This window comes from Streptomyces sp. NPDC045956, assembly GCF_056430705.1.
The window spans coordinates 64,024-86,671 of record NZ_JBWKKZ010000005.1 but is presented as its reverse complement, the minus strand read 5'-3'; the positions used below and the strand labels follow the sequence as shown (position 1 = coordinate 86,671).

The following is a 22,648-nucleotide window of genomic DNA, read 5'->3' as shown; positions in this document are numbered from 1 at the left end:
AAGGAGTGAGCGATGACCGCCCGCGGCATCCGCCGGACCAAGGAACTGCTGTCCCGCCGGGAGCTCACCGCCGTCGAACACGTCCAGGACGTGCTGACGGCCGTCCGCGAACGCGACCACCTGGACGCGTACGTGGCCGTCGCCGGCGAGGAGGCGCTCAGGGCCGCCGAGCACGCGGACGCCCTGATCCGCGAACGCGGCCGCGAGGCCTGGTGGGACATGCCGCTGCTGGGGGTGACGGTCTCCGTCAAGGACCTGCTGCAGACCCGCGACCTGCCCACCACGCGAGGCTCCCTGCTGCCCAACACCCGGCCCGCGCAGGACGCCCCGGCCGTGGCGAGGCTGCGCGCGGCCGGCGCGATCGTCGTCGGCAAGACCAGCACCTCCGAGTTCGGCTGGAGCGCCTCCACCGTGGGCCGCGTCGCCCCGCCCACCCGCAACCCCTACGACCCGCGGCTGACCGCCGGCGGCTCCAGCGGCGGGGCCGCCGCCGCCGTCGCCGCAGGCCTGTGCGAGGGCGCGCTGGGCACCGACGGCTCCGGATCGATCCGCATCCCCGCCGCGTTCTGCGGCGTCGTCGGCTACAAACCCTCCTACGGCCGCGTGCCCTACTACCCCAACGGCGCCGACCGCCTCGCCCACCAGGGCCCCCTGGCCGGCTCCGTCGCCGACGCCGCGCTGCTGGGCCAGGTCATCGCCGGCCCCCACCCCACCGACCCCGACTCCGGGCTCGGCTCGCTGGACTCCCCGCGCGACATGCGCTCCCTGCGCATCGGCTGGATCGAGTACGAGGGCACCGACCCGGAGATCCGCCGCGTCACCGACACCGCCCGCGAAGTGCTCCTGGAGGAGGGCCACCACGTCGACGAGGTCGAGGTGCGCTGCAACAACCTCTACCCGGCCGTCGTCGACATCCTCGCCGCCAACGAGGCGGCCGGCACCCGCCCCCAGGACGAGGCCCTCATCGACCCCGGCCGCCTGCACGTCGTGCGCCACGGACGCACCCTCAGCGGCGTCGCCGTGATCCAGGCCGAGGAGATCCGCCAGAACCTGCGCGCCACCCTGCGCTCGGTCATGGACAACTACGACCTGCTCGCCATGGCCACCGTGCCCGTCGAACCGTTCGACGCCGGCGCCATCGGCCCCCACTGGGCCGCCGACGCCCGCGACCTGCTGTGGCTGGCGTGGGCGCCCGCCTCCTACCCGTACAACATGACCGGCCAGCCCGCCGCGTCCCTGCCCGCGGGGCTCACCTCGGCCGGACTGCCGGCCGGGGTGCAACTCGTCGGCCCGGTCGGCGCCGACGACCTCGTGCTGACCGTGGCCCGCCGCCTGGAGGCGATGCTCGCACCGCTTCCGCAGCCGCCCACAGCCCACCTCGTTCCCACCGCCACCGCCTCCACCGGTGTCACCGCCTCCACCGGCGTCACCGCCTCCACCGGCGTCACCGCCTCCACCGGCGTCACCGCCTCCACCGCCATCACCGCCTCCACCGGCGAAAGGACGTCCTGAACCATGTATGCCCGGTCATGGTCCACGCCCGTCAGCGACGGCAGCGTCGGGCGCCCGTCCTTCGTCACCGACCACCAACTGTGGGACGAGGAGCGCCTCGCCGCCGCCGAACAGGTCGAAGCCACCCTGGACGACGTCGACTTCGTCCGCCTCGTCTTCGGCGACCCGCACGGTCTGGCCCGCTCCAAGACCCTCACCACCGACGCCTTCCGCACCGTGCTGCGCAACGGCATGAACTTCAGCCCCGGCCCGTTCCTGTTCGACACCGGACACGCCGTCGCTGTCGACTTCCTCGGCGAGCACGGCATCGGCGTCGACGAGATCTCCGGCGCCGGCAACTTCGTCCTCGTGCCCGACCCCGTCACCTTCCAGGTGCTGCCCGGCCGCGGCCCGCGCACCGCCTGGGTGCTGGGCGACGAGTACCTGCGCGACGGCACCCCCCACCCGCTGTCCTCCCGGGCCGTGCTGCGCCGCGTCCTCGAGCGCTACACCGCACTGGACCTCCAGCCCGTCCTGGGCCTGGAGGTCGAGTGGTACCTCACCCGCCGCCTGGACGACGAGCCCGGCAACCAGGGCAACGGCTTCGGACTCCAGGGCCGGGCCCCGCGCGTGGCCGCGGTCAACGCCGGCTACCAGTTCAACCTCGACGCCGCCTACGACACAGTCGCCCCCATCACCGGCCCGCTCGGCCTGTACCTGCAAAAGCTCGGGCTGCCGCTGCGGTCGATGGAGCACGAGTCGGGCCCCGGCCAGGTCGAGACCACCTTCAGCCCCATGTCCGCCCTGGACACCGCCGACGCGATGTTGCTGTTCCGCACCGTCACCAAGCGGTACTGCGCCCGCCGCGGCCACCACGCCTCCTTCATGTCCCAGCCCCTGCTGGACGCCGCCGACCCCAGCGGCTGGCACCTGAACCAGTCGGTCGTGGACACCACCACCGGCCGCAACGTCTTCAGCGCCGAAGGCCTGTCCGGCGGCCTGTCACCCAGCGGGAAGTCCTACGCCGAAGGGCTGCTGAGCTGGGCACGCGAACTGTTCCTGCTGTCCGTGCCCACCGTCAACGGCTACCGGCGCCTGGCCGCCGAACACGCCCTGGCCCCCACCCGCCTGGGCTGGAGCTTCGAGGACCGCACCGCCATGCTGCGCGTGGTGGGCAGCGGCGCCGGCGCCCACATCGAGAACCGCATCGGCGAACCCTGCGCCAACCCCTACCTGAACATCGCCGCCCAGCTCTTCGCCGGCCTCGAAGGCATGCAGGCCCAGCCCGCCGCCCCCCACACGCCCGCCGCCCCCGGCGGCCAGAGCGGCCAGGGCGGCCAGGGCGGCCTGGACGGCCCGGCCCAGCCGCAGACCGTGCCCCAGTCCCTGGCCGAGGCCCTGGACGCCTTCCGCACCGGCCGCGCCGGCCAGGTCCTGGGAGCACCCCTGGCCGCCTGCATGACCAAGCTCAAGGAGAGCGAACTGAGCCGCTTCACCGCCTGGAGCGACACCCACACCCCCGGCCCGGGCCAGGTCACCGACTGGGAACAGCGTGAGTACTTCGGCGCCTACTGACCCCCCGGCCGCCGGCACCCGGCGCCCGGCACCCGCCCGGCTCCCGTCCACCCCTGACTCGACGAAGGCCACCCGATGATCCCTCGCTACACGCTGCCCGAGATGGCCGACCTCTTCGCGGACCAGTCCCGCTACGCGACCTGGGTCAAGGTCGAGATCCTCGCCTCCCAGGCCCAGGCCCGCCTGGGCCTGGTGCCCGAGCAGGCCGTTGAGGACATGCGCCGCGCCCGGGTACCGCTGGCCGCACGCGTCGCCGAGATCGAGAAGGAACGCGACCACGAGGTCCTGTCCTTCCTCGCCGCCTACTGCGAGGACATCCCCGAGGACTCCGCCCGCTGGGTCCACCACGGCATGACCAGCTACGACCTCGTCGACACCGCCCTGGGCCACACCCTGGCCCGCGCCACCGACCTGCTGCTGGCCGCCGCCCGCCGCCTGCGCACCACCCTGGTCACCCGGGCCCTGGAACACTGGGACACCGCCATGGTCGGCCGCACCCACGGCGTCCACGCCGAACCCACCACCTTCGGCCACAAACTCGGCGTCCACGCCTTCGCCGTCCACCGCTCCCTGGCCCGGCTCACCGCCGCCCGCGAAGCCGTCGCCGTCGGCACCGTCTCCGGCTCCGTGGGCACCTACGCCCTCATCGACCCCGCCGTCGAACGCCACGTCTGCGACAGCCTGGGCCTGGGCGTGGAACCCGTACCCAGCCAGGTCGTCGCCCGCGACCGGCACGCCCAGCTCATGCAGGCCGTCGCCGCGCTCGGCGCCTGCATCGAACAGATCGCCCTCGAGCTGCGCCTGCTGCAACGCACCGAGGTCCGCGAGGTCGAAGAACACCGCACCGGCGCCTACCAGGGCTCCAGCGCCATGCCCCACAAACGCAACCCCACCACCAGCGAACGGCTGTGCGGACTGGCCCGGCTGCTGCGCGGCTACGCCGACACCGCCCTGGAGAACGTCGCCCTGTGGCACGAACGCGACCTCGCCCACCAGTCCGTGGAACGCGTCATCCTGCCCGACAGCCTGTCCGTGGGACACTTCCAGACGGTCGCGGCCACCGACCTCGTCGACTCCCTCACCGTGCACGGCGACCGGATGCGCGCCCACATCGACACCACCGACGGCCTCGTCCACAGCTCCCGGGTCCTGGCCGACCTGCTCACCCGCGGCGTGGAACGCGAACACGCCTACCGTTCGGTGCAGGCCGCCGCCACCCACACCCTCACCACCGGCGAGCACTTCACCGCCGGCCTGGCCCGCCAGGGCATCGACCCCGGAAGCCTCGAACCCGAGCGCTTCCTCACCCGGCACGACGTGATCCGCACCCGATTGGAGACCCTCCGTGAACTGGACGACTGAGCGGACCGAAGGCAAGGACCTGGACCTGGACGAGGTGCTCGCCCTCTACCGCTCGTCCGGCCTGGGGGAGCGCCGGCCCGTCGAGGACCGCGACCGCATGGCCGCCATGCTCGCCGGCGCCAACCTCGTCCTGGTCGCCCGCGACACCGACGGCACCCTGCTGGGCATCGCCCGCAGCGTCTCCGACTTCTCCTACGTCACCTACCTGTCCGACATCGCCGTCACCGGCCGCCTCCAGCGCTCCGGCATCGGCCGCGCCCTGATCGACGCCACCCGCAAGGAAGCCCCCACAGCCAAGATCGTGCTGCTGTCGGCGCCCGCCGCCGCCGACTACTACCCCCACATCGGCTTCACCCGCCACAACTCCGCCTGGGTCCTCAACCCGTGACGGCACTCCGGCCGCCCGCCCGCCCCTCCACGCCTTTCGGCCCCGGCCTGTACCGGGGCTCGACCACCGGTTTGTAGCGTCCAGGTGGGGTGTACGACAGGGACCGGACCTCCCCGGAGGGCCGGTCCCTTGCACCCCGGCCCACGGACGTGCATGACCTTTGGGGGAGGCATGAGCCAGATGTCGCTACCGACGCTGCCGGACCTGCGGACACCCGCGGCGCAGCTGATCCGGCCGGCCCAGGACGGCGCGCCACCCCCCGCCCCGGCCCCCGGCGGCCGCCGCATCCTCGTCGTGGACGCCGACGTCGACCCCGCCGACTCCCTGGTGACCCAGCTGCGCCGCTACGGCCACGAACCCCACGCCGTGCAGTGCGGCGGCCAGGCCCTGCAAGCCCACACGGACGCCGACCTGGTCCTGCTGGCCCTCGAACTGCCCGACCTGGACGGCCTGGAGGTGTGCCGCGCCATCCGCGCCGTCAGCCGGGTGCCCGTCGTCATCGTCACCGCCCGCCAGTCCGAACTGGACTGCGTCCTCGGCCTCCAGGCCGGCGCCGACGACTACGTGACCAAGCCCTACGGGCTGCGCGAACTGATGGCCCGCATCGAGGCCGTCATGCGCCGCGCCCACTGGCAGCCGGCCGCCCGCCGGCACATCCGCCGCGGACGCCTGCACATCGACGTCAACTCCCGCGAGGTCACCGTGGACGGCAGCGGGATACCGCTGACCCGCAAGGAGTTCGATCTGCTGTGTCTGCTCGCCTCGCACCCCGACACCGTCATCCCGCGCAAACAGCTCCTCAAACAGGTCTGGGGCGACTCCTGGTCCCAGCGCACCGTCGACACCCACGTCAGCAGCCTGCGCGGCAAACTCGGCGCCAGCGGCTGGATCGTCACCGTCCGCGGCGTCGGCTTCAAACTGGGCGCCGGATAACCACCGCGCCCGCCCACCCCTGCCCCGGCCGGGGGACACGGTGACCACCTTCGACGAGACACCCGCCGCGGCCGCCCGCCGCCTGCCGCACCCCCGCCCGGTGCGCGTCCTGCTCGTCCCGCTGATGCTCGCGATGATGCTCTCCCAGCTCGACAACATGATCGTCGCCACCGCCGTGCCCACCGTCACCGCCGAACTCGGCGGCCTCGAACACGTCTCCTGGGTGGTCACCGCCTACACCCTGGCCACCGCCGCCTCCACCCCCCTGTGGGGCCGCCTGGGCGACACCCGCGGCCGCAAGGGCACCCTGCTCACCGCGATCACCCTCTTCCTCATCGGCTCCGCCCTGTGCGGCGCCGCCCAGAGCATGGGCCAGCTCATCGGCTTCCGCGCCCTGCAGGGACTGGGCGCCGGCGGCCTGGTGGCCGGCGTCATGGCGACCGTGGCCGAACTCGTCCCGCCCCGCGAACGCGGCCGCTACCAGGGCATGATCTCCGCCGCCATGGCCATCGCGATGATCGGCGGCCCCCTGGCCGGCGGCGCCGTCACCGACCACGCCGGCTGGCGCTGGGCCTTCTACCTCAACCTGCCCCTGGGCCTGCTCGCCCTGACCATGATCTGGCTGCTGCTGCGGCTGCCCGAGCGCCGCTCCACCGCCCGCGTGGACCACGCGGGCGCCGCCCTGCTGATGACCGGCATCACCGCGGCCGTCCTCCTCACCACCTGGGGCGGCACCCGCCACGCCTGGACCTCCGCTCCCACCCTCGCCCTCGCCGCCACCGCCGGCGCCGCCCTGTGGGCCTTCGTGCGCCGCCAGCGCCACACCGAGCACCCGATCATGCCGCCGCACATGTTCCGCGTCCGCAACTTCACCCTGATGTCCGTCATCGGCTTCCTGACCGGCTTCGTGCTCTTCGGCGCCCTGCTCTACCTGCCGCTGTACCAGCAGGCCGTCCAGGGCGCCTCGGCGACCAACTCCGGACTGCTGCTCCTGCCGATGCTGGCCGCGATGATCGCCACCTCGCTGGCGGCCGGCCGCACCGCCACCGTCAGCGGCCGCTACAAGATGTTCCCGGTGGCCGGCGGCGCCCTGCTGACCGCCGGCACCTGGCTGCTGTCGCGCATGGACACCACCACCTCCCGGCCCACCGCCGCCCTGTACATGGCGGTGCTCGGCGCCGGCCTGGGCTTCCTCACCCAGATCGTCACCGTCGTCGCCCAGAACAGCGTCGACAACCGAGACCTGGGCGCCGCGTCCGCGGCGATCACCCTCTTCCGCACCCTGGGCAGCTGCCTGGGCGTGGCGCTCATGGGCACCCTGTTCAACCGCGAGGTGCAGCGGGTGATGGCCGAGCGCGCCCCCGGCCGCCCCGCCCTGGACAACGCCCAGCTGGACGCGGCCAGCCTCCAGCGCCTCGAACCCGCCCTGTACGAGGCCTACCGCCACGCCACCGCCGCCGGTACCCACACCGCGTTCGCGGTCAGCGCGGTCGCCGCCGCCGCCGTGTGCGCCGCCGCACTGCTGGTGCGCGAGGTCGCCCTGCGCCGGGCGGCACCGGACCCCGCACGGCCCGCCCGCCCGCAACCGGACGGCAGCCGCTGACGACGCCGGCAAAGCCGCCCTCCGGCGCCCTCCAGCGTTCCTCAAGGCCACTTCGTCCACGTTCCGGTGTACTGGCCGCGGCCCACGGAACCGAACCGGAATTCCGTGCCGGCCATGGCCTGCCCCTGCGAAACGGGAGTTTCCATGAGCGATCCGGTGCAGAGCCCGGGCGCCCGCATGTACGAGGAGTTCGTCGCGATCCACGCGGTGCTGCGACGCGGCACCCGCCTGGTCGTGGACGCCTACGAGCGCCTCGCCGACGGCCACCGCGTCGACACCGCGACCCTGGCCGACGCCGGCAGGTGGCTGCTCGCCTTCACCCACGCCCACCACAAGGCGGAGGACGACCTGTTCTGGCCCGTGCTCCAGGGGCTGTACCCCGAAGCCCACGCACAGCTCAAGGAGCTCTCGGACGACCACGTGGTCCTCGACGGGCGGCTGAACGCCCTGGAGCGGGCCCTCGACGACCTCGCGGCGGCCGGCGCGGCCGGGTGGGACAGCGCCGGGACGGACGGCGCCCGCGCGGGCGCCGAGGCCGCCCGGCAGGTCCACGAGGTCCTCGACACCCACCTGAGCGCCGAGGAGGCCGTGGTGGAGGACCTGTTCCCGCAGGTTCCCGAGGACGACATCGACCGGCTGCGCGAGGCGTTCATCCAGGGTTCGCCCCGTTTCGGCGTGCACTTCCTGTTCGGGCTGCTCGACGACCCCGAGCCGGCCCGCGGCCGGGACCTGCTCATCGAGAACTTCCCGCCGCAGCTGCGTGCCGCCCGACCCCAGATGACCAGCCGCTACGAGGACAGCGCACAGGGACTGCGGGGTGGGCCCGCAGGAATTTCCGCCTGACCGGTCACATCCACCGGTCCCCGTTCGTCAAAGCACCGACGGACGCCCACTCCGGCCGCCGGGACCTTCTCCGGCGGCTGTCCCAGCGGCTCCCACCAGCACCGCTCTGGCGGGTGGAACCGCGTTCGATGACCCGATCCTGCACCTTCTTGAGGAGTTAATCGATGGCTGCCTCCGACGCCACCACGGCCCGGTCAGCACCAGGGGCGGGCCTCAGCCCCGGGCTGATCCTGGCATTCGTCTGCATGGGCCAGTTCATGGTCTTCACCGACGTGTCGATCGTGAACCTCGCCCTGCCCTCCATCCAGGAAGGCCTCGGCATGTCCGAGGTCAGCCTGAACTACATCGTCACGGCCTACGCGACCGTCCTGGGCGGCTTCCTGCTGCTGGGCGGACGCCTGGCGGACACCTTCGGCCGCCGCCGGCTCATCCAGGTCGGCTTCCTCATCTTCGCCCTGGCCTCGCTCACCTCCGGCCTCGCCGACAGCGGCACGATGCTCATCGTCTCGCGCGCCGTCCAGGGCTTCGGTGCGGCACTGATCACCCCCGCCGCCCTGGCGATCCTCACCAACACCTTCGCCGAGGGCCCCGAGCGCAACAAGGCACTGGGTGTGTGGGGCTCCCTGTCCGGCATCGCGTCCATCGTCGGCGTGATCCTCGGCGGCGTCCTCGCCGACACCTGGGGCTGGGAGTGGATCTTCTGGATCAACGTGCCGATCGGCCTGGCCGCCGCCGCGCTGGCGCCGCGCATCCTGCCCGAGAGCAAGGCCGAGACCCGCGGCAAGTTCGACACCCTGGGCGCGGTCACCCTCACCGCCGGCCTGCTGCTGCTGATCTTCACCCTGGGTGAGGCCACCACCGTCGGCTGGGACACCTTCCGCACCATCGGCTCGCTGGCCGGCGTCGCGGCCCTGCTGACGGCCTTCGTCGTCATCGAGGCCAAGGTCGCCTCCCCGATGATGCCGCTGCGCATCTTCCGCCTGAAGACCATGCGCGTCGCCAACATCTCCGCCGTCCTGGTCTTCGGCACCTTCGGCTCGCTGTTCTTCTTCGCCAGCCTCTTCATGCAGCAGGCGTTCGGCTACTCGCCCCTCAAGGCGGGCTTCGCCTACGTGCCGCTCGCGTTCTCCGTCGCGGCCGGCGCCGGCATCGCCTCCGGCCTGGTCACCAAGATGGCGGCCCGCCCGGTCGTGATGCTGGGCCTCACGCTCACCGTCGCCGGTCTGCTGCTGATGTGGCGGGCCCCGGCCGACGGCAGCTACGCGGTCGACCTGCTGGCCCCCTTCATCCTGCTCGGCCTCGGCTGCGGCATGGTCTTCGTGACCCTGCAGATCGCCGCGTTCGTCGGAGTCACCGACGAGGACGCCGGCGTCGGCGCCGGTCTGATCAACACCAGCCAGGAAGCCGGCGGCGCGCTCGGCCTGGCCGTCGTGGCGACCATCGCCTACAGCGGCATGAGCTCCGAGATGGCCGCGACCGGCGGCGACCCCGACCTGGTCACCAAGGTCCACGAGGCCGCCAACCACGACGCGTTCATCTCGGGCGCCCTGCTCGGCACGGTCGCGCTGCTGGTGGTCACCTTCATGATGCCGCGGGGCAAGCAGTCCATGAGCTCCACCCCGGCCGCCGAGACCGGCGAGGGCCCCGCCCTGGTGAAGGCCGACGCCGACAAGTAACCCGCCCCCGGGCCGCACCGGCCCACAGACACGGCCCCGCCGGCCATCCCCCGAACCGGCGGGGCCGTTCCACGCCCCGACACCGCCACTCCGTACGGCGTCACCGCCCGCCCTGCCATCCGGCGCTCACGGCCGCCCCGGCTGGTGCGGGTGGTTGCGGATTTCGACGTTGCAGTCCGAGACGCGGGACCAGTTCCCGGACTCCCTGGCCGCGGCCCGCTGCCGGGCCAGGGCCTGGCAGACACCGCAGGTGGCCGACGGTGCGGGCTGGGTGAGCGGCAGGTCCACAAGGGGCGCGGGCTCCATTGCCCTCGTCTTCATACGACCGTCTCCCGGGTGTGCCGGTACGAGCCGCCCGGGCCGAATGCCGCGGCGAGGACAGCCGGATCGGTGAGTCTCCCCGTGCCGTGGGGGCGCCACAGCCACCACCGGCCAGCCACCGACCCCCGGCATGGCGGACAGCGCAGTGGCCACCCCGCCGGCTGAACGGTCACCTGCCGCACGCCGGCGAGTTCCTCGGTGGCTGTGGGCGGCACCAGCCACCAGGTGCGGTCGGCCTCTGGGTCGGCGAGGACGGGACCGCGGTCTTCCTGGCGGATCCGAGCGGCGGCGGGCATGCCGTTGCTGAGCCGGGCCTCCGCGACCAGCCAGTGGGCGCCGGAGTCGATGGGTGCCAGGGCGTCGCGGTCCCACAGGGCGCGCACGAGGTGAGGGTGGTCGGAGCAGCTGGCGAGCCAGGTGTCGGCCGCCTCATACCGCTCGGCAAGGGAAGTCGGACAGGGCATGCGCGGACTGTAGGGTCTGCCATCGCACGGCCGGGCGCGGATTGCGTGTGATTGTTCGCGCTGGTCTGCCTGATGCGGTGGATTGCCTAGGTCGCCTCCAGCGCGGTCAGCGCGGCCCTGGCCCGGCCGATCAGGTGGCGGGCAGGCGCGCCGTGGGCGGCGGACTCTGCGAGCCAGTCCCACGCTCTTTCGTACAGGGCGAGGTCGTCGTCCCCGGTCAGCCAGAGTTCCTCGCTGATCGTCTCGACGATGACGAGGCGCCGGTCGTAGATCCAGAAGGCGTGAGGGGCGGTGCGGCGCAGTTCGGCCCCGAACGGGAGGATGCCCAGTTCGATGCGGCGCCGGCCGACGAGGTTGTAGAGACGGTCGAGCTGCTCGGCCATGACGTCCGCGGGGCAGGCGCGGTGGTACAGGGCGGCTTCACACACCAGGAAGCGGAACGTCTTCTCCGGGTCGTACAAGGCCTCTTGCCTGCGCATCCGCGTTTCGACTGCGGCCTCCGTGGTCGGGGGGATGCCCCGGAACTCGGCGTTCGCCTCGAAGATGACCCGTGCGTACTCGGGTGTCTGGAACAGGCCCGGCACCCGGGACACCTCAAGGCCGCGGATCTGGTGGGTGGCGTCGGTCTGCCGGACTGCGATCTCCTGCCGCCCGCGGTGCCCACCGGCCAACTGCCGGCGCCAGGAGCGGTGGCGTTGTTTCATGTCCAGTGCGGACAGCAGGCCGTGCAGCTCGGGCTCGACGTCGGGCCTGGCGACGCCGTGAGCCCACGCGGTGAGGTCTTCCCGGGTGGGGGTCTGCTTGCCGTTCTGCAGGCGGGACACCTTCGAGCGCTGCCAAGCGAGGCGCTCGGCCAGGCCTTTGCCGTCCAGACCGGCCTCGACGCGCAGCTCACGCAGTCGGGTACCGAGGGCCTCGCGGGCGGTCTGAAAGTCCGTGGTCACACGCTGGAAGCTACCCGTTCCGCGTAGTCCGCGGCAGCCACTGCGTGATGCCGGGCAGCATCCCTGACCTGGCAGGCGCCGAGGACTTCCGCGGCGTCCTCGGTGACGTACACGCCGAGGGTGGTGTCGTCCTCGTCGAACGCGAACCGCGCGAGGATCTTCGAGTCGAACAGCCAGAAGTCGTGGTCGGGCAGGTGCAGGGCGTGTGCCTTGCCGCGCGGGAGGTAGCGGATGTCCTCGCCGGCCGCCACGTTGCTCGGAGCGCGGGCAAGGAGGAACTCCTGCCCCTGGGTGAGAGGTTCGTCGACCAGGCGGACGCGACCGATCACCTTGCCCTGGTCGGCCTGCTCGCGGACGTTCTGCCGCCACGCGTTCGCCGGCTCGTCGGCGACGTCCTCGCCGGCGAGGAAGCGCGGCCAGAGGGGGGAGCTGCGGTCGGCGGCGTAGCCGTGGCGGGTCTCCAGCCGCCAGGCGGTATGCCGGAACTCGCGGAAGAGGTGGCTGATGGAGGCGAACGGCTGAAGCTCGGGCGCGGCTGTGCGAGGGCTGAATCGGGTCAGCAGCGTGCGGGGGACGCGGACGAACGCCTCGGACGGCTTGACGTCCCGCAGCTGGACGAGGTGCTCCGGGTCGCTCTCGCGGTCGCCCTGTACGAGGATCTCGTCCGTCTCCGGGATCTCGTAAAGGGTGGGGCAGTCACCGTCGTCGCTGGTTGTGCCGAGGAACCTGAGCGTCATCTCGCCTCCGCTACCCGGGGTTGGACTCTCAGGATGTGCGGGAGTGCCTGCTGATGCCAAAGGATTGCAGTGTATTGCAGCGGAAGGCGGCGGCCCACTGGTTGCGCGCAATCGGAGGGCTGGTCACACGCGCGGCAGCGGAACGATGCGATGCTGTCGCCTACTTGCCGATGGCGATCTTCTCGTTGTCGAGGAGTGCTGTGTGCGTGGCCGCAGTGATGATCAGCAGGATGAGGAGGAAGCCGGCGACGGGGTTGCCGGTGTCACCCTGCGGGTCGAGGGCGAGCGAGGTCGCGACGATGAGGATCTCACCGACTGCGTAGGTGATGGCCAGCCACGGCTTCACGACGCCCTTGACGGCGGCCACGGCGAAGGGGACAGCGGCGGCGAGTCCGAGGGTGGCGATGGGGACGAGGGTCCAGACGACCTTGGCCAGTGTGGAGGCGTACATGCGAGGCCGGAGGGGGGTGAGGGGCGCATTGATGTAAGGGCTGGCCATGGGTTCTCCCGTGGTGTTGGGGCGTGGGGGAAGTGTGCTGCGCGGGTGGGTGGTTGTCAGACGTTCAGGCCGAGATGACCCCCACGAGTGGCGCACGACAATAGGAGCCTGCTTTGCGCGTGTGCCGTGGTAGACGCCACTGGCGAGGCCCCTCAGCCGATCGAACTCCCGGCGACCACACCCGCACCGTCCCGGCGAGCGACCGCACCAGTAGATGCTTGGCTGTTCCCGCCGCGCTCAGCCCAGCCTGCCCGCAGCCCTCGGAGCGGGCCGCCCCTCGCCGCACCGGTGATGCCCCGGCGCCGCACGAAGCGGCCCGGTACTCGCACGTGCTCCCACATCGGTGCCTCCCGCCCCGGTGGCAATCGGCGAAGCCGCCCTGCGCCCCCGGCGGAACCGACCGGCGCCCCGGCAGTCTCCCGGCGCGGCCGCCCCCTGCCGGCACCCCCGCCCCGCCCGGCAGGACCCCGCACAGGGCGGCAGGCCGCCCTTTGAGAGGCCCTGCACTCCGCCTGAAGCGCCGCTCGATCGACGAGGTCTTTGCTGGTGCCTGGCTGCCGCCGCGCACACGGGAGCGGTCCCCAAACGATCTGCGTGAGGAGTACGTCATGGCAAAGGGCGCGATAGTCGTCGGCGCCGGGCCGGTCGGACTGATGCTCGCCGGCGAGCTGCGGCTCGGCGGCGTGGACGTGGTGGTCTACGACAAACTGCCCGCCCCCAGCGGGGAATCACGCGGCCTGGGCTTCACCAGCCGCACCGCCGAGGTCCTCGACCAGCGCGGGCTGCTCACCGAACTGGGCGACTTCCGCTGGGGCCAGCACGGCCACTACGGCGGCGTCCGCATCGACTTCACCCTGCTGGAGGAGAGCCACTTCGGCGTGATGGGCCTGCCCCAGTCCCGCACCGAGCAGCTGCTCGGCGACTGGGTGGAGCGCCTCGGCGTGCCCGTGCACCGAGGCCGCGAGGTCACCGGCTTCCAGGAGAGCGACGACGGCGTCCTGGTCCACTACGACGGCCCCCAGGGCCCCGGCCAGGACAGCGCCCAGTACCTGATCGGCTGCGACGGCGCCCGCAGCACCGTGCGCCGCCTGGCCGGCATCCCCTTCACCGGCGACGCGGCGACCCGCGGCATGTACCTCGCCGACGTCACCGGCGCCGACATCCGCCCGCGGCCCATCGGCGAGCGCATCGAGGGCGGCGGCATGGTCCTGTCGGTGGGCCTGGGCGACGGCTACGACCGGATCGTCATCCACGAGCCCGGCGTCCGCCCCCACCACGGCGAGGGCACCCTGACCTTCGCCGAGGTCGCCGACGCCTGGCAGCGCCTGACCGGGGAGTCCATCCACCACGGCACCACCCGCTGGATGACCGCCCTCACCAACGCCACCGGGCTGGCCGAGCGCTACCGCAGCGGCCGCGTCCTGCTGGCCGGCGACTCCGCCCACGACCACGCCCCGCTGGGCGCGCAGGGCGTGAGCGTCGGCATCCAGGACGCCGTGAACCTCGGCTGGAAGCTGGCCGCCACGATCAACGGCTGGGCCCCCGAAGGCCTGCTGGACACCTACCACGGCGAACGGCACCCGCTGGGCGAGCAGTTGCTGCGCAACGTCCACGCCCAGTCGCTGCTCTACCTCAGCGGCCCCCAGGGGGAGCCGCTGCGCGCCGTCCTGCGTGAACTCGTACGCCTGCCCGACGCCGCCCGCTACCTGGCCGGCCAGGTCAGCGGCCTGCACATCCGCTACGACGTCGGGGCGGGCGAGCACCCGCTGCTGGGCCTGCGCCTGCCCCCGCAAGCCGAGCTAGTCCGCGCCGGCGGCGAGCGCACCCGCGTCGCCGAACTGCTGCACGGTGCACGCGGCGTGCTCATCAGCACCGGCGATCCGGCCACCGCCGAGAAGACCGCCGCCGGCTGGTCCGACCGCGTCGACGTGGTCACCGGCACCTGGGCCGAGGACGGCGGGCCCCAGGCGGTACTGGTGCGCCCCGACGGCCACGTCGTGTGGACCGACCCCGACGGCGGCGAGCTGCACGACGCCCTCACCCGCTGGTTCGGCACCGCCACCGCGTGAGCCGGCCCCGGCCCGCAGCCCCGGTGCCGCGCCACCGGCCCGCCACCGGTCTGCCCCTGCCGCCGGACGCGACCGCCACCGCGGCCGCCACCGCAGCCGTCGCCGCCACCGCAGCCGCAGCCGCCACCGCGGCTGCGGTGGCGCACCGCACGGCCGTCTCCCGCCCCCCGACCCCGGAAAGGCCCCCGTCATGACCGTCCTCGTCACCGGCAGCCGAGGCAAGGTCGGCTCCCTGCTCGTGCAGATCCTGCGCGAGCGGGGCGTCGCCGTGCGCGCCGCCTCCAGCAACCCCGAGAAGCTGTCACCGCCGGCCGGCACCGAGACCGTACGCCTCGCGCTCGACACCCCCGCCGACTTCGCGCCCGCCCTCGAAGGGGTCGACTCCGTCTTCCTGTACTGCGAGCCGGCCGCGGTCGACGCCTTCGTCGAGCAGGCTCGTGCGGCGGGCGTGGAACACGTCGTGATCATGTCGGCGGACGCCGTGCTGCGCCCCGGTGCCGCCGACGACCCCATCGCCGCCCCCCACCTCGCCGTCGAACAGGCCCTGGCCGCCTCCCCGCTCACCTCCACCCCCCTGAACTGCGGCGCCCTGGCCTCCAACGCGCTGCCCTGGGCCTTCTCGCTCAAGGCGCGCGGCGCGGTGGGCCTGCCCTACCCCGACAGCCACGCCGACCCGGTCAACGAGCGCGACATCGCCGAGGCGGCCTGCGCGGTCCTCACCGACCCCGCGCTGCGCGGCCGGTCCTACCACCTCACCGGCCCGCAGTCCCTCACCTTCGCCGAGCACGTGGACGTCATCGCCGCCGCCGCGGGCCGGGACATCCCCGTCGAGCGGATCGAGCCGCAGGTGTGGCGGGCCAACAAGCCCGGCTTCATGCCCGACGACATCGCCGACGCCCTGCTGGAGCTGTGGGCGGCCAGCACCGAGCCGGTCGCGCTGACCGACCACGTCGAGCAGCTCACCGGCCACCCGGCCCGCCCCTTCACCCAGTGGGCGGCCCAGCACGCCGACGCCTTCCGCCCCTGACACTCACCACCGAGGCCACGAACCCACGAGGACATGGGCAGATGACGCTGAACCGACGCAAGATCCTCGCCCTGGGCACGGGCGCGACGGCCCTGGCCGTCACCGGCACCCCCGCCGCCGCCCACCCCGGCCCGCACCCCGGCGACGTGCCCAGTGACCGGGAACTGGCCCGCTCGCTGCCCGGCGGCTTCACCAGCCGGTACGCGACCGTGGGCGGCGTGCGCCTGCACTACGTCAGCGGCGGACACGGCGAGCCCCTGCTGCTGGTGCCCGGCTGGCCGCAGACCTGGTGGGCCTACCGCAAGGTCATGCCCCAGCTCGCCCGCCGCTACCGCGTCATCGCCGTCGACCTGCGCGGCATGGGCGGCTCGGACAAGCCCGACGGCGGCTACGACAAGAAGACGATGGCCGCCGACCTGCACGCCCTGGTGCGCACGCTGGGCCACCGGCAGGTCAACATCGCCGGGCACGACATCGGCTCCATGGTCGCCTTCGCCTTCGCCGCCAACCACCCCGAGGCCACCCGCAAGGTCGCGCTGCTGGACACCCCGCACCCCGACCAGAGCGAGTACGAGATGCGGATCCTGTACCGGCCGGGCACCGGAACGGCCCTGTGGTGGTGGGCGGTCAACCAGCTCCAGCAGCTGCCCGAACAGCTGATGTGCGGCCGCATGCGGCACGTCATCGACTGGCTGTACGCCCACTCCCTGGCCGACCAGAGCCTGGTCACGGACCAGGACCGCGACATCTTCGCGCACCGCTACGACAGCCCGCAGGCCGTGCGGGCCGGCACCCGCTGGTACCAGGCCTGCCACCAGGACATCACCGACCTGGCCGGCTACCCCACGCTGACCATGCCCGTCCTGGGCATCGGCGGCAACTTCACCTACGAGGACCTGGAACGCAAGCTGACCGGGCAGGCCACCGACGTGCGCATGGTGCGCGCCGCCAAGTCCGTGCACTACCTGCCCGAAGAGGAACCCGACGTCATCGCCGGGGCCCTGCGCGGCTTCTTCGGCTGACGGCACCCGCCGGACACATCCATCTGCATGAGGAGTACGAAATGGCAAAGGGCGCGATAGTCGTCGGCGCCGGCCCGGTCGGGCTCATGCTCGCCGGTGAACTGCGGCTGGGCGGAGTGGACGTCGCCGTCTACGACAAGCTGCCCGGCCCCAGCGGGGAGTCGCGCGGCGTCGGCTTCACCCGGCGGGCGGCCGAGGTGTTCGAACAGCGCGGCCTGCTGCGCCGCTTCGGCGACGTCGAATGGGCCCAGGGCCACTTCGGCGGCGTACGCATCGACTTCGGCAAGCTGGACGACAACCACTTCAGCGTCCGCGGCGTCCCCCAGTTCCGCACCGAGGAGATCCTCGAGGACTGGCTGAAGGAACTGGGCGTGCCCGTACACCGCCGCCACGAGGTGACCGGCTACCGGGAGACCCCCGACGGCGTCGTCGTCGAGTACGACGGCCCCGGCGGCCACGGCGAGGACAGCGCCCAGTACCTGATCGGCTGCGACGGCGCCCGCAGCCTCGTGCGGACCCTCGCGGGCATCGACTTCCCCGGCTGGGGCGCCACCCGCGGCATGTACATGGCCGACCTGGTCGGTGCGGGGGTGCGCCAGCGGCCCATCGGGGAGAAGGTGCCCGGCGGCATGGTGATGGCGTTCAACCTGGAGAACGGCGTGGACCGGATCGTCATCCACGACGAGAGCCTGCGCCCGCCGGAGGACAAGAGCGCCCTGAGGTTCGGCGACATCGCCGACGCCTGGCAGCGCATGACCGGCGAGTCCCTGCACCACGCGGAGGTCCGCTGGATCAGCTCCTTCACCGACACCACCCGCCAGGCCGAGCACTACCGCAGCGGCCGGATCTTCCTCGCCGGCGACGCCACCCACATCCACATGCCGGCCGGCGCGCAGGGCATGAGCGTCGGCGTCCAGGACGCCGCCAACCTCGGCTGGAAGCTGGCCGCCGCCATCAACGGCTGGGCACCCGAGGGCCTCCTGGACACCTTCGAGAGCGAACGCCACCCGGTCGGCCAGAAGCTGATGCGCAACACCCGCGCCCAGACCCGCCTCTACCTCACCGGCGACGAGATGGAGCCGCTGCGCGCCGTCATGCGCGAACTGGTGGCCCTGCCCGAGGCGGCCCGCCACCTGGCCGGCATCGTCTCCGGCATCGACATCCGCTACGACATGGGCCCCGGCAGCCACCCGCTGCTGGGCCTGCGCCTGGCCCCCGGCCACGAACTGCTGCACGCGGACGGCACCCGCACCACGGTGGCCGAACTGCTCCACCCCGCCCGCGGCGTGCTGCTGGTGACCGGCGCGGCCGCCGACGCCGCCCACCTGCGCCAGGCCGCCGCCGGCCACGGACAGCGGGTGCGCACCGTCGAGGCCGACTGGGCCGAACCCGCCGGCCCCGACCGCCCGGCCGCGGTGCTGCTGCGCCCCGACGGGCACGTGGCCTGGGCCGCCCCGGACGGCACGGACCTGCTCGACCAGGCGCTCGAGCGCTGGTTCGGCGCTTCGGCGGACACGGCCGGCCGGCCGCAGGCCGTCGGCGCGGCCCGCGTCTGAGATCCGGGGCGGGCACGCTTCTCCCACCGGTTTCGCCGTTCCTGTCACACTCGCGGGCCGCGCATCGTCAGACAGACGAGGGGTCGGGTCCCATCCGGTGCCGCCACCGCACCGTCCGACGGTCACATCCCCCGCACCGCCGGTGCGGTGCGGTGGCTCACTGGGACCGGCCCGCCCCGCCGGCCGCCCGCGCCCGGACGGCCGGCCACCGGCCACAACGGCTGCTGCCCGCGGCCCCCGCCTGTCGCGGGGCCGCGGGCAGCAGCCGTTTCACGTCCGGCCGGGGGCCGGTCAGCTACGGGGGCCGGCCTTGGCCGCCGCGACGAACGCCTCGAACAACGGCACCGTGTCCTCGCCGAGTTCACCGTGCGCCTGCAGACCCGCCAGGAACGGTGCCGAGGGGTCCTCGGCCTCCGCCCCCTCGATGATCCCGTCGTCCGACCAGGCGGTGGCCACCAGCCCGGCCCCGAGCCGGTCGATGCCCTGGTGGTGGTGGCAGTACACGGTCGGCGACGTCCCCATCGCCGAGCCCAGCACGGAGTCGGGCTTGACCCGGATGGTGCGCGGCTCGTAGCGGCCGGGCACGGCCGGGGAGTGCTCGGGCAGGTGCTGGTCGAGCGTGCCGCCCCGCGAGACGGAGATCAGCTGAAGACCCCGGCACACCGCCAGGACCGGGATGCCGCGCCGCTCGGCCACCGCCAGCGCGGCCAGCTCCGCCGCGTCCCGCGCCTGGTGCGGCGGGAAGGTGAACTTCTCCCGCTCCGCCCCGTACAGCGCCGGATCGATGTCCGCGCCGCCGCTCATCAGCAGCGCGTCCGCCCGCTCCATCACCGCCTCGACCGCCTCCACGATCGGAGGCAGCAGCACCGGGGCGCCGCCGGCGCGGGCCACCTTGTCCAGATACGGCTGCGGCAGCAGCGAGACCGCCACGTCGCCCCAGATGTTCCAGTTCACTGTCGTCGCGTCGGCGGTCACCGCCACCACGGGTCGCGTCATCGTGCGGCCGTCCCTCTCCCTCGGAAAAGCCGGCCCGTTCAGGCCGGGCACACAGTGCATCGCAGCCCGCTGGACCAGGGGTCGAGCCCGGCCGGGGGCCGTGACGGGAGGCTCACCCGGCCCCGCCGACGGCCGCCGACGGCGCCCGCCCGGCCCCCGCCGCCGTGCGGGCCTCCGACAGCGACAGCGCCCGCCGGGCGTAGCCGCGGGCGAGATCGGGACGGCCCAGCGCGTCATGGGCCCGCGCCAGCCCCTGGAAGGCCCGCGCCTGCTCGGGCCGGAAGCCCACCTCGCTGGCGAGCGCCAGCGCCGCCTCGTGCTGCTGCGCCGCCTGCCGGGGCGCGCCCAGCGCCAGCGCCGCCTCGCCCAGCGCGTTCAGCGCCTCCGCCTCGTGCCCCCGGTTGCCCAGCGCCCGCTGCACCCGCAGCGCCCGCAGCGCCAGACCGTGCGCCTGCCCGGGACGCCCCTGCCGCCCGTGCACCGACCCCAGCCCCACCAGCGCCACCGCCTCCCCGCCCAGGTCACCCAGCTCCCGGTACAGCTCCAGCGCCCGGTGGTGGTGGATGCGGGCCGCCTCGTAGCAGCCCTGGCGCTCCTGGACCAGGCCGAGCCCCACCTGGCCGCGGGCCTCGCCGTGCCGGTCGCCGACGGCGCGGAAGAGCCGCAGCGCCGCCATGAAGCAGTGCCGGGCCTGTTCCTGGTTGTGACCGCGCAGGAACAGATGGCCCAGACAGTCCCGCGCCCGCGCCTCGCCCAGCCGGTCACCGGTGCGCCGGGCCAGCCGCACCGCCCGCGCCGCGTGCCGGGCCGCCCGCTCGTCGCAGCCCCGGCGCCAGTACAGCCACGCCAGGTCCGTCAGGAACCGGCCCTGCGCGGTGTGGTCGCCGCTGAGCGCACTGGCCTGCAGCGCCTGCTCGCCCAGGGCCAGCGCGTCGGCGTGGAAGGCCCGGTCGTACAGGTAGCGGTGCAGGGCCGAGGCCAGCCGGGCGGTGTGCGCGGGCCAGCCGTGGGCGGCCATGTAGGCGCCGGCCGCGACCAGGGAGAGCCGCTCGGCGTCCAGCCACGCCTCCGCCTCCTGCGCGTCGCGCAGCACCACCGGCGCCGCGTCGGGTGCCGGCTCGTCGGGGGCGAGGGCGGGGGAGTGGACGCTGCGGCCCGCGCTCTGGGGGAAGAGCAGCGCGGCGGCCTGCGAGGCGCCCGCCACGCAGTGCCCGAAGAGCCGGTCCAGCGCCGCCCGCCGCGCGGCGGGGCTCTCCTCCTCCTCGGCCAGGGTGTGCGCGTAGCGGCGCAGCAGGTCGTGGAAGGTGTAGCGGCCGGCCTCGTGCTGGCGCAGCATGTGCGCGTCCAGCAGGTCCTCCAGCAGGCGCTCGGCCCGCTCGGGCGCCACGCCCGCCAGCGCCGCCGCCGCCCGGCCGCCCGCGTCGGGCCCCGGGTGCAGCCCCAGCAGCCGGAACATGCGCCGCTGTTCGGCGTCCAGCTGCTGGTAGGACATGGCGAACGCGGCGGCCACGCCCCGTTCGGTGGTGGACAGTTCCGCCAGCCGGTGGCGCTGGTCGCGCAGCCGGTCGGCCAGGTGCGCCGCGCTCCACCGCGGCCGGTGGCGTAATCGGGCGGCGGCGATGCGCACCGCGAGCGGCAGGAACCCGCACAGGTGCAGGATGTCCAGCGCGGCCAGCGGCTCGTCGTCCACCCGCCGGCCCACGATCCGGGTGAACAGCTCCAGGGCGTCCGCCGCCGGCAGCGGGTCCAGCGACAGGTACGCCGCCCCGTCCAGGCCCGTCAGCCGCCGCCGGCTGGTGACCAGCAGCAGACTGCGGGTCGCTCCCGGCAGGAACGGCCGCACCTGGTCGGTGCCGGCCGCGTTGTCCAGTACCACCAGCACCCGCCTGCCCGACAGCTCCGCCCGCCACAGTCCGGCCCGTTCCGCCGCCGACGCCGGGATGCGCTCGGCCGCCACCCCGAGCTGGCGCAGCAGCACCCCCAGGGCACTGCCCGTGTCCATGGGCGTCCGGCCGGCGGTGTGCGCCTGGAGGTCGACGAAGAGCCGCCCGTCGGGGTAGCGCTCGGCGAGCCGGTGGCCGGCGTGCACGGCCAGGGCGGTCTTGCCGATGCCCGCCATGCCGTCGATCACCGACACCGTCACCGCCCCCTCCCGGCCGCCGTACCCGTCCAGCAACTGCGCCAGTTCCGCGGCGCGCCCGGAGAAGTCCGGCGAGTCGTAGGGCAGGAAGTTCGCCTGCCGTGCCCGCCCCGCCCGCCCGGCCGCCACCGCCGACGCCGCCCCGGGTGCCGCCCCGGGCGCGGGTGCGGCCGGCGGCGCCGGGTCCGGGGCCGGCGCCGCCAGCGCGGGATCGTCGTGCAGCACGGCCCGCTCCAGCGCGACGAACACCCGCCCGGGGTCCAGGCCCTGCTGCTCGCTCAGCGCACGGCGCAGCCCGCGGGCGACGGCCAGGGCGTCGGCCTGGCGGCCCGAGCGGTGCAGGGCCAGCATCAGCCGCCCCGCCAGCCGCTCCCGCAGCGGATGCGCGGCCACCAGCGCGGCCAGCTCGTCGGCGACCTGCTCGTGCCGGCCCAGCGACAGCTCCAGTTCGGCCAGTTGCTCGTGGGCGGTCAGCTGCCGCTCCACCAGACGCACCCGCGCGCTGTCGGCGTAGTCGGCCCGCACGTCCGCCAGCGGCCGCCCCCGCCACAGCGACAGCGCCTGCCTGATCCGGGCCGCCGACCGGGCCGGGTCGTCCGTCTCGGCCACCTCGCGCAGCCGGTCGGTGAACTCCTCCCAGTCCAGCTGCCCGGCCTCCAGCGCGATCACGTACCCGCCGGGCCGGGTCTGCAGCAGGTGGTCCGCGTCCGCGGTGCGCAGGACCCGCCGCAGGGCCGCGACGGCCGCGTGGATCTGCGCCCGGGCCGTCGCCGGCGGGGCCGGCCCCCACATCGCGTCGATGATCTGCTGCGCGCCGAGCACGGTCCGGGCGTTCAGCAGCAGCAGGGCCAGCACCCCCCGGTGGCGGGGCGCCGTCCCCGGCAGGGGCCGCCCCGCCACCGACACCTCCACCGGACCCAGGATCGAAAAACGCACCGTCATGACTGCCGCAGTCCCTTTCTGAAACCGGCCATGTTCATTCTGAAACCGGCCATGTCCATC

At 73.8% G+C, this 22,648-nt stretch carries 19 protein-coding genes; 12 read left to right on the top strand and 7 right to left on the bottom strand.

The genetic code is table 11. The features are described 5' to 3' along the window. Positions 1-12: 12 nt before the first annotated feature. The 8 genes from AC07FV_RS15150 to AC07FV_RS15115 all read left to right on the top strand — a co-directional run bounded on the left by AC07FV_RS15150 (position 13) and on the right by AC07FV_RS15115 (position 9,871). On the top strand, positions 13-1,512 hold the full coding sequence (locus AC07FV_RS15150; RefSeq protein ID WP_479087503.1) for an amidase: 1,500 nt from the start codon (positions 13-15) through the stop codon (positions 1,510-1,512). Between the two features lie 3 nt (positions 1,513-1,515). After that, positions 1,516-3,066 (top strand): glutamine synthetase family protein, encoded by a 1,551-nt coding sequence (locus AC07FV_RS15145; RefSeq protein ID WP_479087501.1) that lies wholly within the window; start codon positions 1,516-1,518, stop codon positions 3,064-3,066. Positions 3,067-3,141: 75 nt separating this feature from the next. Then, positions 3,142-4,428: an adenylosuccinate lyase gene (gene purB, locus AC07FV_RS15140; protein ID WP_479087500.1), complete on the top strand. Its 1,287-nt coding sequence runs from the start codon at positions 3,142-3,144 to the stop codon at positions 4,426-4,428. Then, entirely contained in the window at positions 4,412-4,816 is a 405-nt protein-coding gene (locus AC07FV_RS15135; protein ID WP_383650849.1) for a GNAT family N-acetyltransferase, read from the top strand. Before purB ends, AC07FV_RS15135 begins: the two co-directional genes overlap by 17 nt. Positions 4,817-4,987: 171 nt before the next feature. Beyond that, entirely contained in the window at positions 4,988-5,749 is a 762-nt protein-coding gene (locus tag AC07FV_RS15130; protein ID WP_479087498.1) for a response regulator transcription factor, read from the top strand. A 40-nt stretch (positions 5,750-5,789) separates the two neighbouring features. Further along, a complete protein-coding gene (locus AC07FV_RS15125; RefSeq protein WP_479087497.1) occupies positions 5,790-7,352 on the top strand; it encodes an MDR family MFS transporter in 1,563 nt (520 codons plus the stop codon). A gap of 144 nt (positions 7,353-7,496) precedes the next feature. Beyond that, entirely contained in the window at positions 7,497-8,195 is a 699-nt protein-coding gene (locus tag AC07FV_RS15120) for a hemerythrin domain-containing protein (protein ID WP_479087495.1), read from the top strand. A gap of 164 nt (positions 8,196-8,359) precedes the next feature. After that, the gene (locus AC07FV_RS15115) at positions 8,360-9,871 is read left to right on the top strand and encodes an MFS transporter (protein WP_479087493.1); all 1,512 of its coding nucleotides are present in this window, start codon (positions 8,360-8,362) and stop codon (positions 9,869-9,871) included. A gap of 126 nt (positions 9,872-9,997) precedes the next feature. Here the strand turns inward: AC07FV_RS15115 and AC07FV_RS15110 are convergent, their stop codons facing one another. From AC07FV_RS15110 to AC07FV_RS15090, 5 genes are all read right to left on the bottom strand, one after another. Beyond that, complete coding sequence (locus tag AC07FV_RS15110; protein ID WP_479087491.1) at positions 9,998-10,192, bottom strand: hypothetical protein; 195 nt, start codon at positions 10,190-10,192, stop codon at positions 9,998-10,000. After that, positions 10,189-10,656 carry a hypothetical protein gene (locus AC07FV_RS15105; protein WP_479087489.1) on the bottom strand — a complete coding sequence of 156 codons (468 nt, stop codon included), beginning with the start codon at positions 10,654-10,656 and terminating at the stop codon, positions 10,189-10,191. The genes AC07FV_RS15110 and AC07FV_RS15105 overlap by 4 nt, the downstream gene beginning before the upstream one ends. A gap of 86 nt (positions 10,657-10,742) precedes the next feature. Beyond that, positions 10,743-11,600, bottom strand: a complete 858-nt coding sequence (locus tag AC07FV_RS15100; protein ID WP_479087487.1) for a helix-turn-helix domain-containing protein — start codon at positions 11,598-11,600, stop codon at positions 10,743-10,745. Then, positions 11,597-12,337, bottom strand: coding sequence for a DUF6879 family protein (locus AC07FV_RS15095; protein ID WP_479087486.1), 741 nt, complete (start codon positions 12,335-12,337; stop codon positions 11,597-11,599). Before AC07FV_RS15095 ends, AC07FV_RS15100 begins: the two co-directional genes overlap by 4 nt. A gap of 160 nt (positions 12,338-12,497) precedes the next feature. After that, positions 12,498-12,836, bottom strand: a complete 339-nt coding sequence (locus AC07FV_RS15090) for a hypothetical protein (protein ID WP_479087484.1) — start codon at positions 12,834-12,836, stop codon at positions 12,498-12,500. A gap of 608 nt (positions 12,837-13,444) precedes the next feature. Between AC07FV_RS15090 and AC07FV_RS15085 the strand changes: the two genes are divergently transcribed. The 4 genes from AC07FV_RS15085 to AC07FV_RS15070 all read left to right on the top strand — a co-directional run bounded on the left by AC07FV_RS15085 (position 13,445) and on the right by AC07FV_RS15070 (position 18,510). Next, the gene (locus AC07FV_RS15085; RefSeq protein WP_479087482.1) at positions 13,445-14,905 is read left to right on the top strand and encodes an FAD-dependent monooxygenase; all 1,461 of its coding nucleotides are present in this window, start codon (positions 13,445-13,447) and stop codon (positions 14,903-14,905) included. Positions 14,906-15,095: 190 nt separating this feature from the next. After that, a complete protein-coding gene (locus AC07FV_RS15080; protein WP_479087481.1) occupies positions 15,096-15,932 on the top strand; it encodes an NAD(P)H-binding protein in 837 nt (278 codons plus the stop codon). A 41-nt stretch (positions 15,933-15,973) separates the two neighbouring features. After that, positions 15,974-16,954 carry an alpha/beta fold hydrolase gene (locus AC07FV_RS15075; protein WP_479087479.1) on the top strand — a complete coding sequence of 327 codons (981 nt, stop codon included), beginning with the start codon at positions 15,974-15,976 and terminating at the stop codon, positions 16,952-16,954. 41 nt (positions 16,955-16,995) lie between these two features. After that, on the top strand, positions 16,996-18,510 hold the full coding sequence (locus AC07FV_RS15070; protein ID WP_479087477.1) for an FAD-dependent monooxygenase: 1,515 nt from the start codon (positions 16,996-16,998) through the stop codon (positions 18,508-18,510). Between the two features lie 291 nt (positions 18,511-18,801). Here the strand turns inward: AC07FV_RS15070 and AC07FV_RS15065 are convergent, their stop codons facing one another. Together AC07FV_RS15065 and AC07FV_RS15060 are read right to left on the bottom strand one after the other, a co-directional pair. Further along, complete coding sequence (locus AC07FV_RS15065; RefSeq protein ID WP_479087475.1) at positions 18,802-19,506, bottom strand: gamma-glutamyl-gamma-aminobutyrate hydrolase family protein; 705 nt, start codon at positions 19,504-19,506, stop codon at positions 18,802-18,804. A gap of 112 nt (positions 19,507-19,618) precedes the next feature. After that, the gene (locus AC07FV_RS15060; protein ID WP_479087473.1) at positions 19,619-22,588 is read right to left on the bottom strand and encodes an AfsR/SARP family transcriptional regulator; all 2,970 of its coding nucleotides are present in this window, start codon (positions 22,586-22,588) and stop codon (positions 19,619-19,621) included. Positions 22,589-22,648 lie beyond the last annotated feature (60 nt).

Coding starts and splice junctions, on each gene's coding strand:
- AC07FV_RS15150 (WP_479087503.1), top strand. CDS start 13: ATGACCGCCCGCGGCATCCGCCGGACCAAGGAACTGCTGTCCCGCCGG.
- AC07FV_RS15145 (WP_479087501.1), top strand. CDS start 1,516: ATGTATGCCCGGTCATGGTCCACGCCCGTCAGCGACGGCAGCGTCGGG.
- purB (WP_479087500.1), top strand. CDS start 3,142: ATGATCCCTCGCTACACGCTGCCCGAGATGGCCGACCTCTTCGCGGAC.
- AC07FV_RS15130 (WP_479087498.1), top strand. CDS start 4,988: ATGAGCCAGATGTCGCTACCGACGCTGCCGGACCTGCGGACACCCGCG.
- AC07FV_RS15120 (WP_479087495.1), top strand. CDS start 7,497: ATGAGCGATCCGGTGCAGAGCCCGGGCGCCCGCATGTACGAGGAGTTC.
- AC07FV_RS15115 (WP_479087493.1), top strand. CDS start 8,360: ATGGCTGCCTCCGACGCCACCACGGCCCGGTCAGCACCAGGGGCGGGC.
- AC07FV_RS15110 (WP_479087491.1), bottom strand. CDS start 10,192: ATGAAGACGAGGGCAATGGAGCCCGCGCCCCTTGTGGACCTGCCGCTC.
- AC07FV_RS15105 (WP_479087489.1), bottom strand. CDS start 10,656: ATGCCCTGTCCGACTTCCCTTGCCGAGCGGTATGAGGCGGCCGACACC.
- AC07FV_RS15095 (WP_479087486.1), bottom strand. CDS start 12,337: ATGACGCTCAGGTTCCTCGGCACAACCAGCGACGACGGTGACTGCCCC.
- AC07FV_RS15090 (WP_479087484.1), bottom strand. CDS start 12,836: ATGGCCAGCCCTTACATCAATGCGCCCCTCACCCCCCTCCGGCCTCGC.
- AC07FV_RS15085 (WP_479087482.1), top strand. CDS start 13,445: ATGGCAAAGGGCGCGATAGTCGTCGGCGCCGGGCCGGTCGGACTGATG.
- AC07FV_RS15080 (WP_479087481.1), top strand. CDS start 15,096: ATGACCGTCCTCGTCACCGGCAGCCGAGGCAAGGTCGGCTCCCTGCTC.
- AC07FV_RS15075 (WP_479087479.1), top strand. CDS start 15,974: ATGACGCTGAACCGACGCAAGATCCTCGCCCTGGGCACGGGCGCGACG.
- AC07FV_RS15070 (WP_479087477.1), top strand. CDS start 16,996: ATGGCAAAGGGCGCGATAGTCGTCGGCGCCGGCCCGGTCGGGCTCATG.
- AC07FV_RS15065 (WP_479087475.1), bottom strand. CDS start 19,506: ATGACGCGACCCGTGGTGGCGGTGACCGCCGACGCGACGACAGTGAAC.
- AC07FV_RS15060 (WP_479087473.1), bottom strand. CDS start 22,588: ATGACGGTGCGTTTTTCGATCCTGGGTCCGGTGGAGGTGTCGGTGGCG.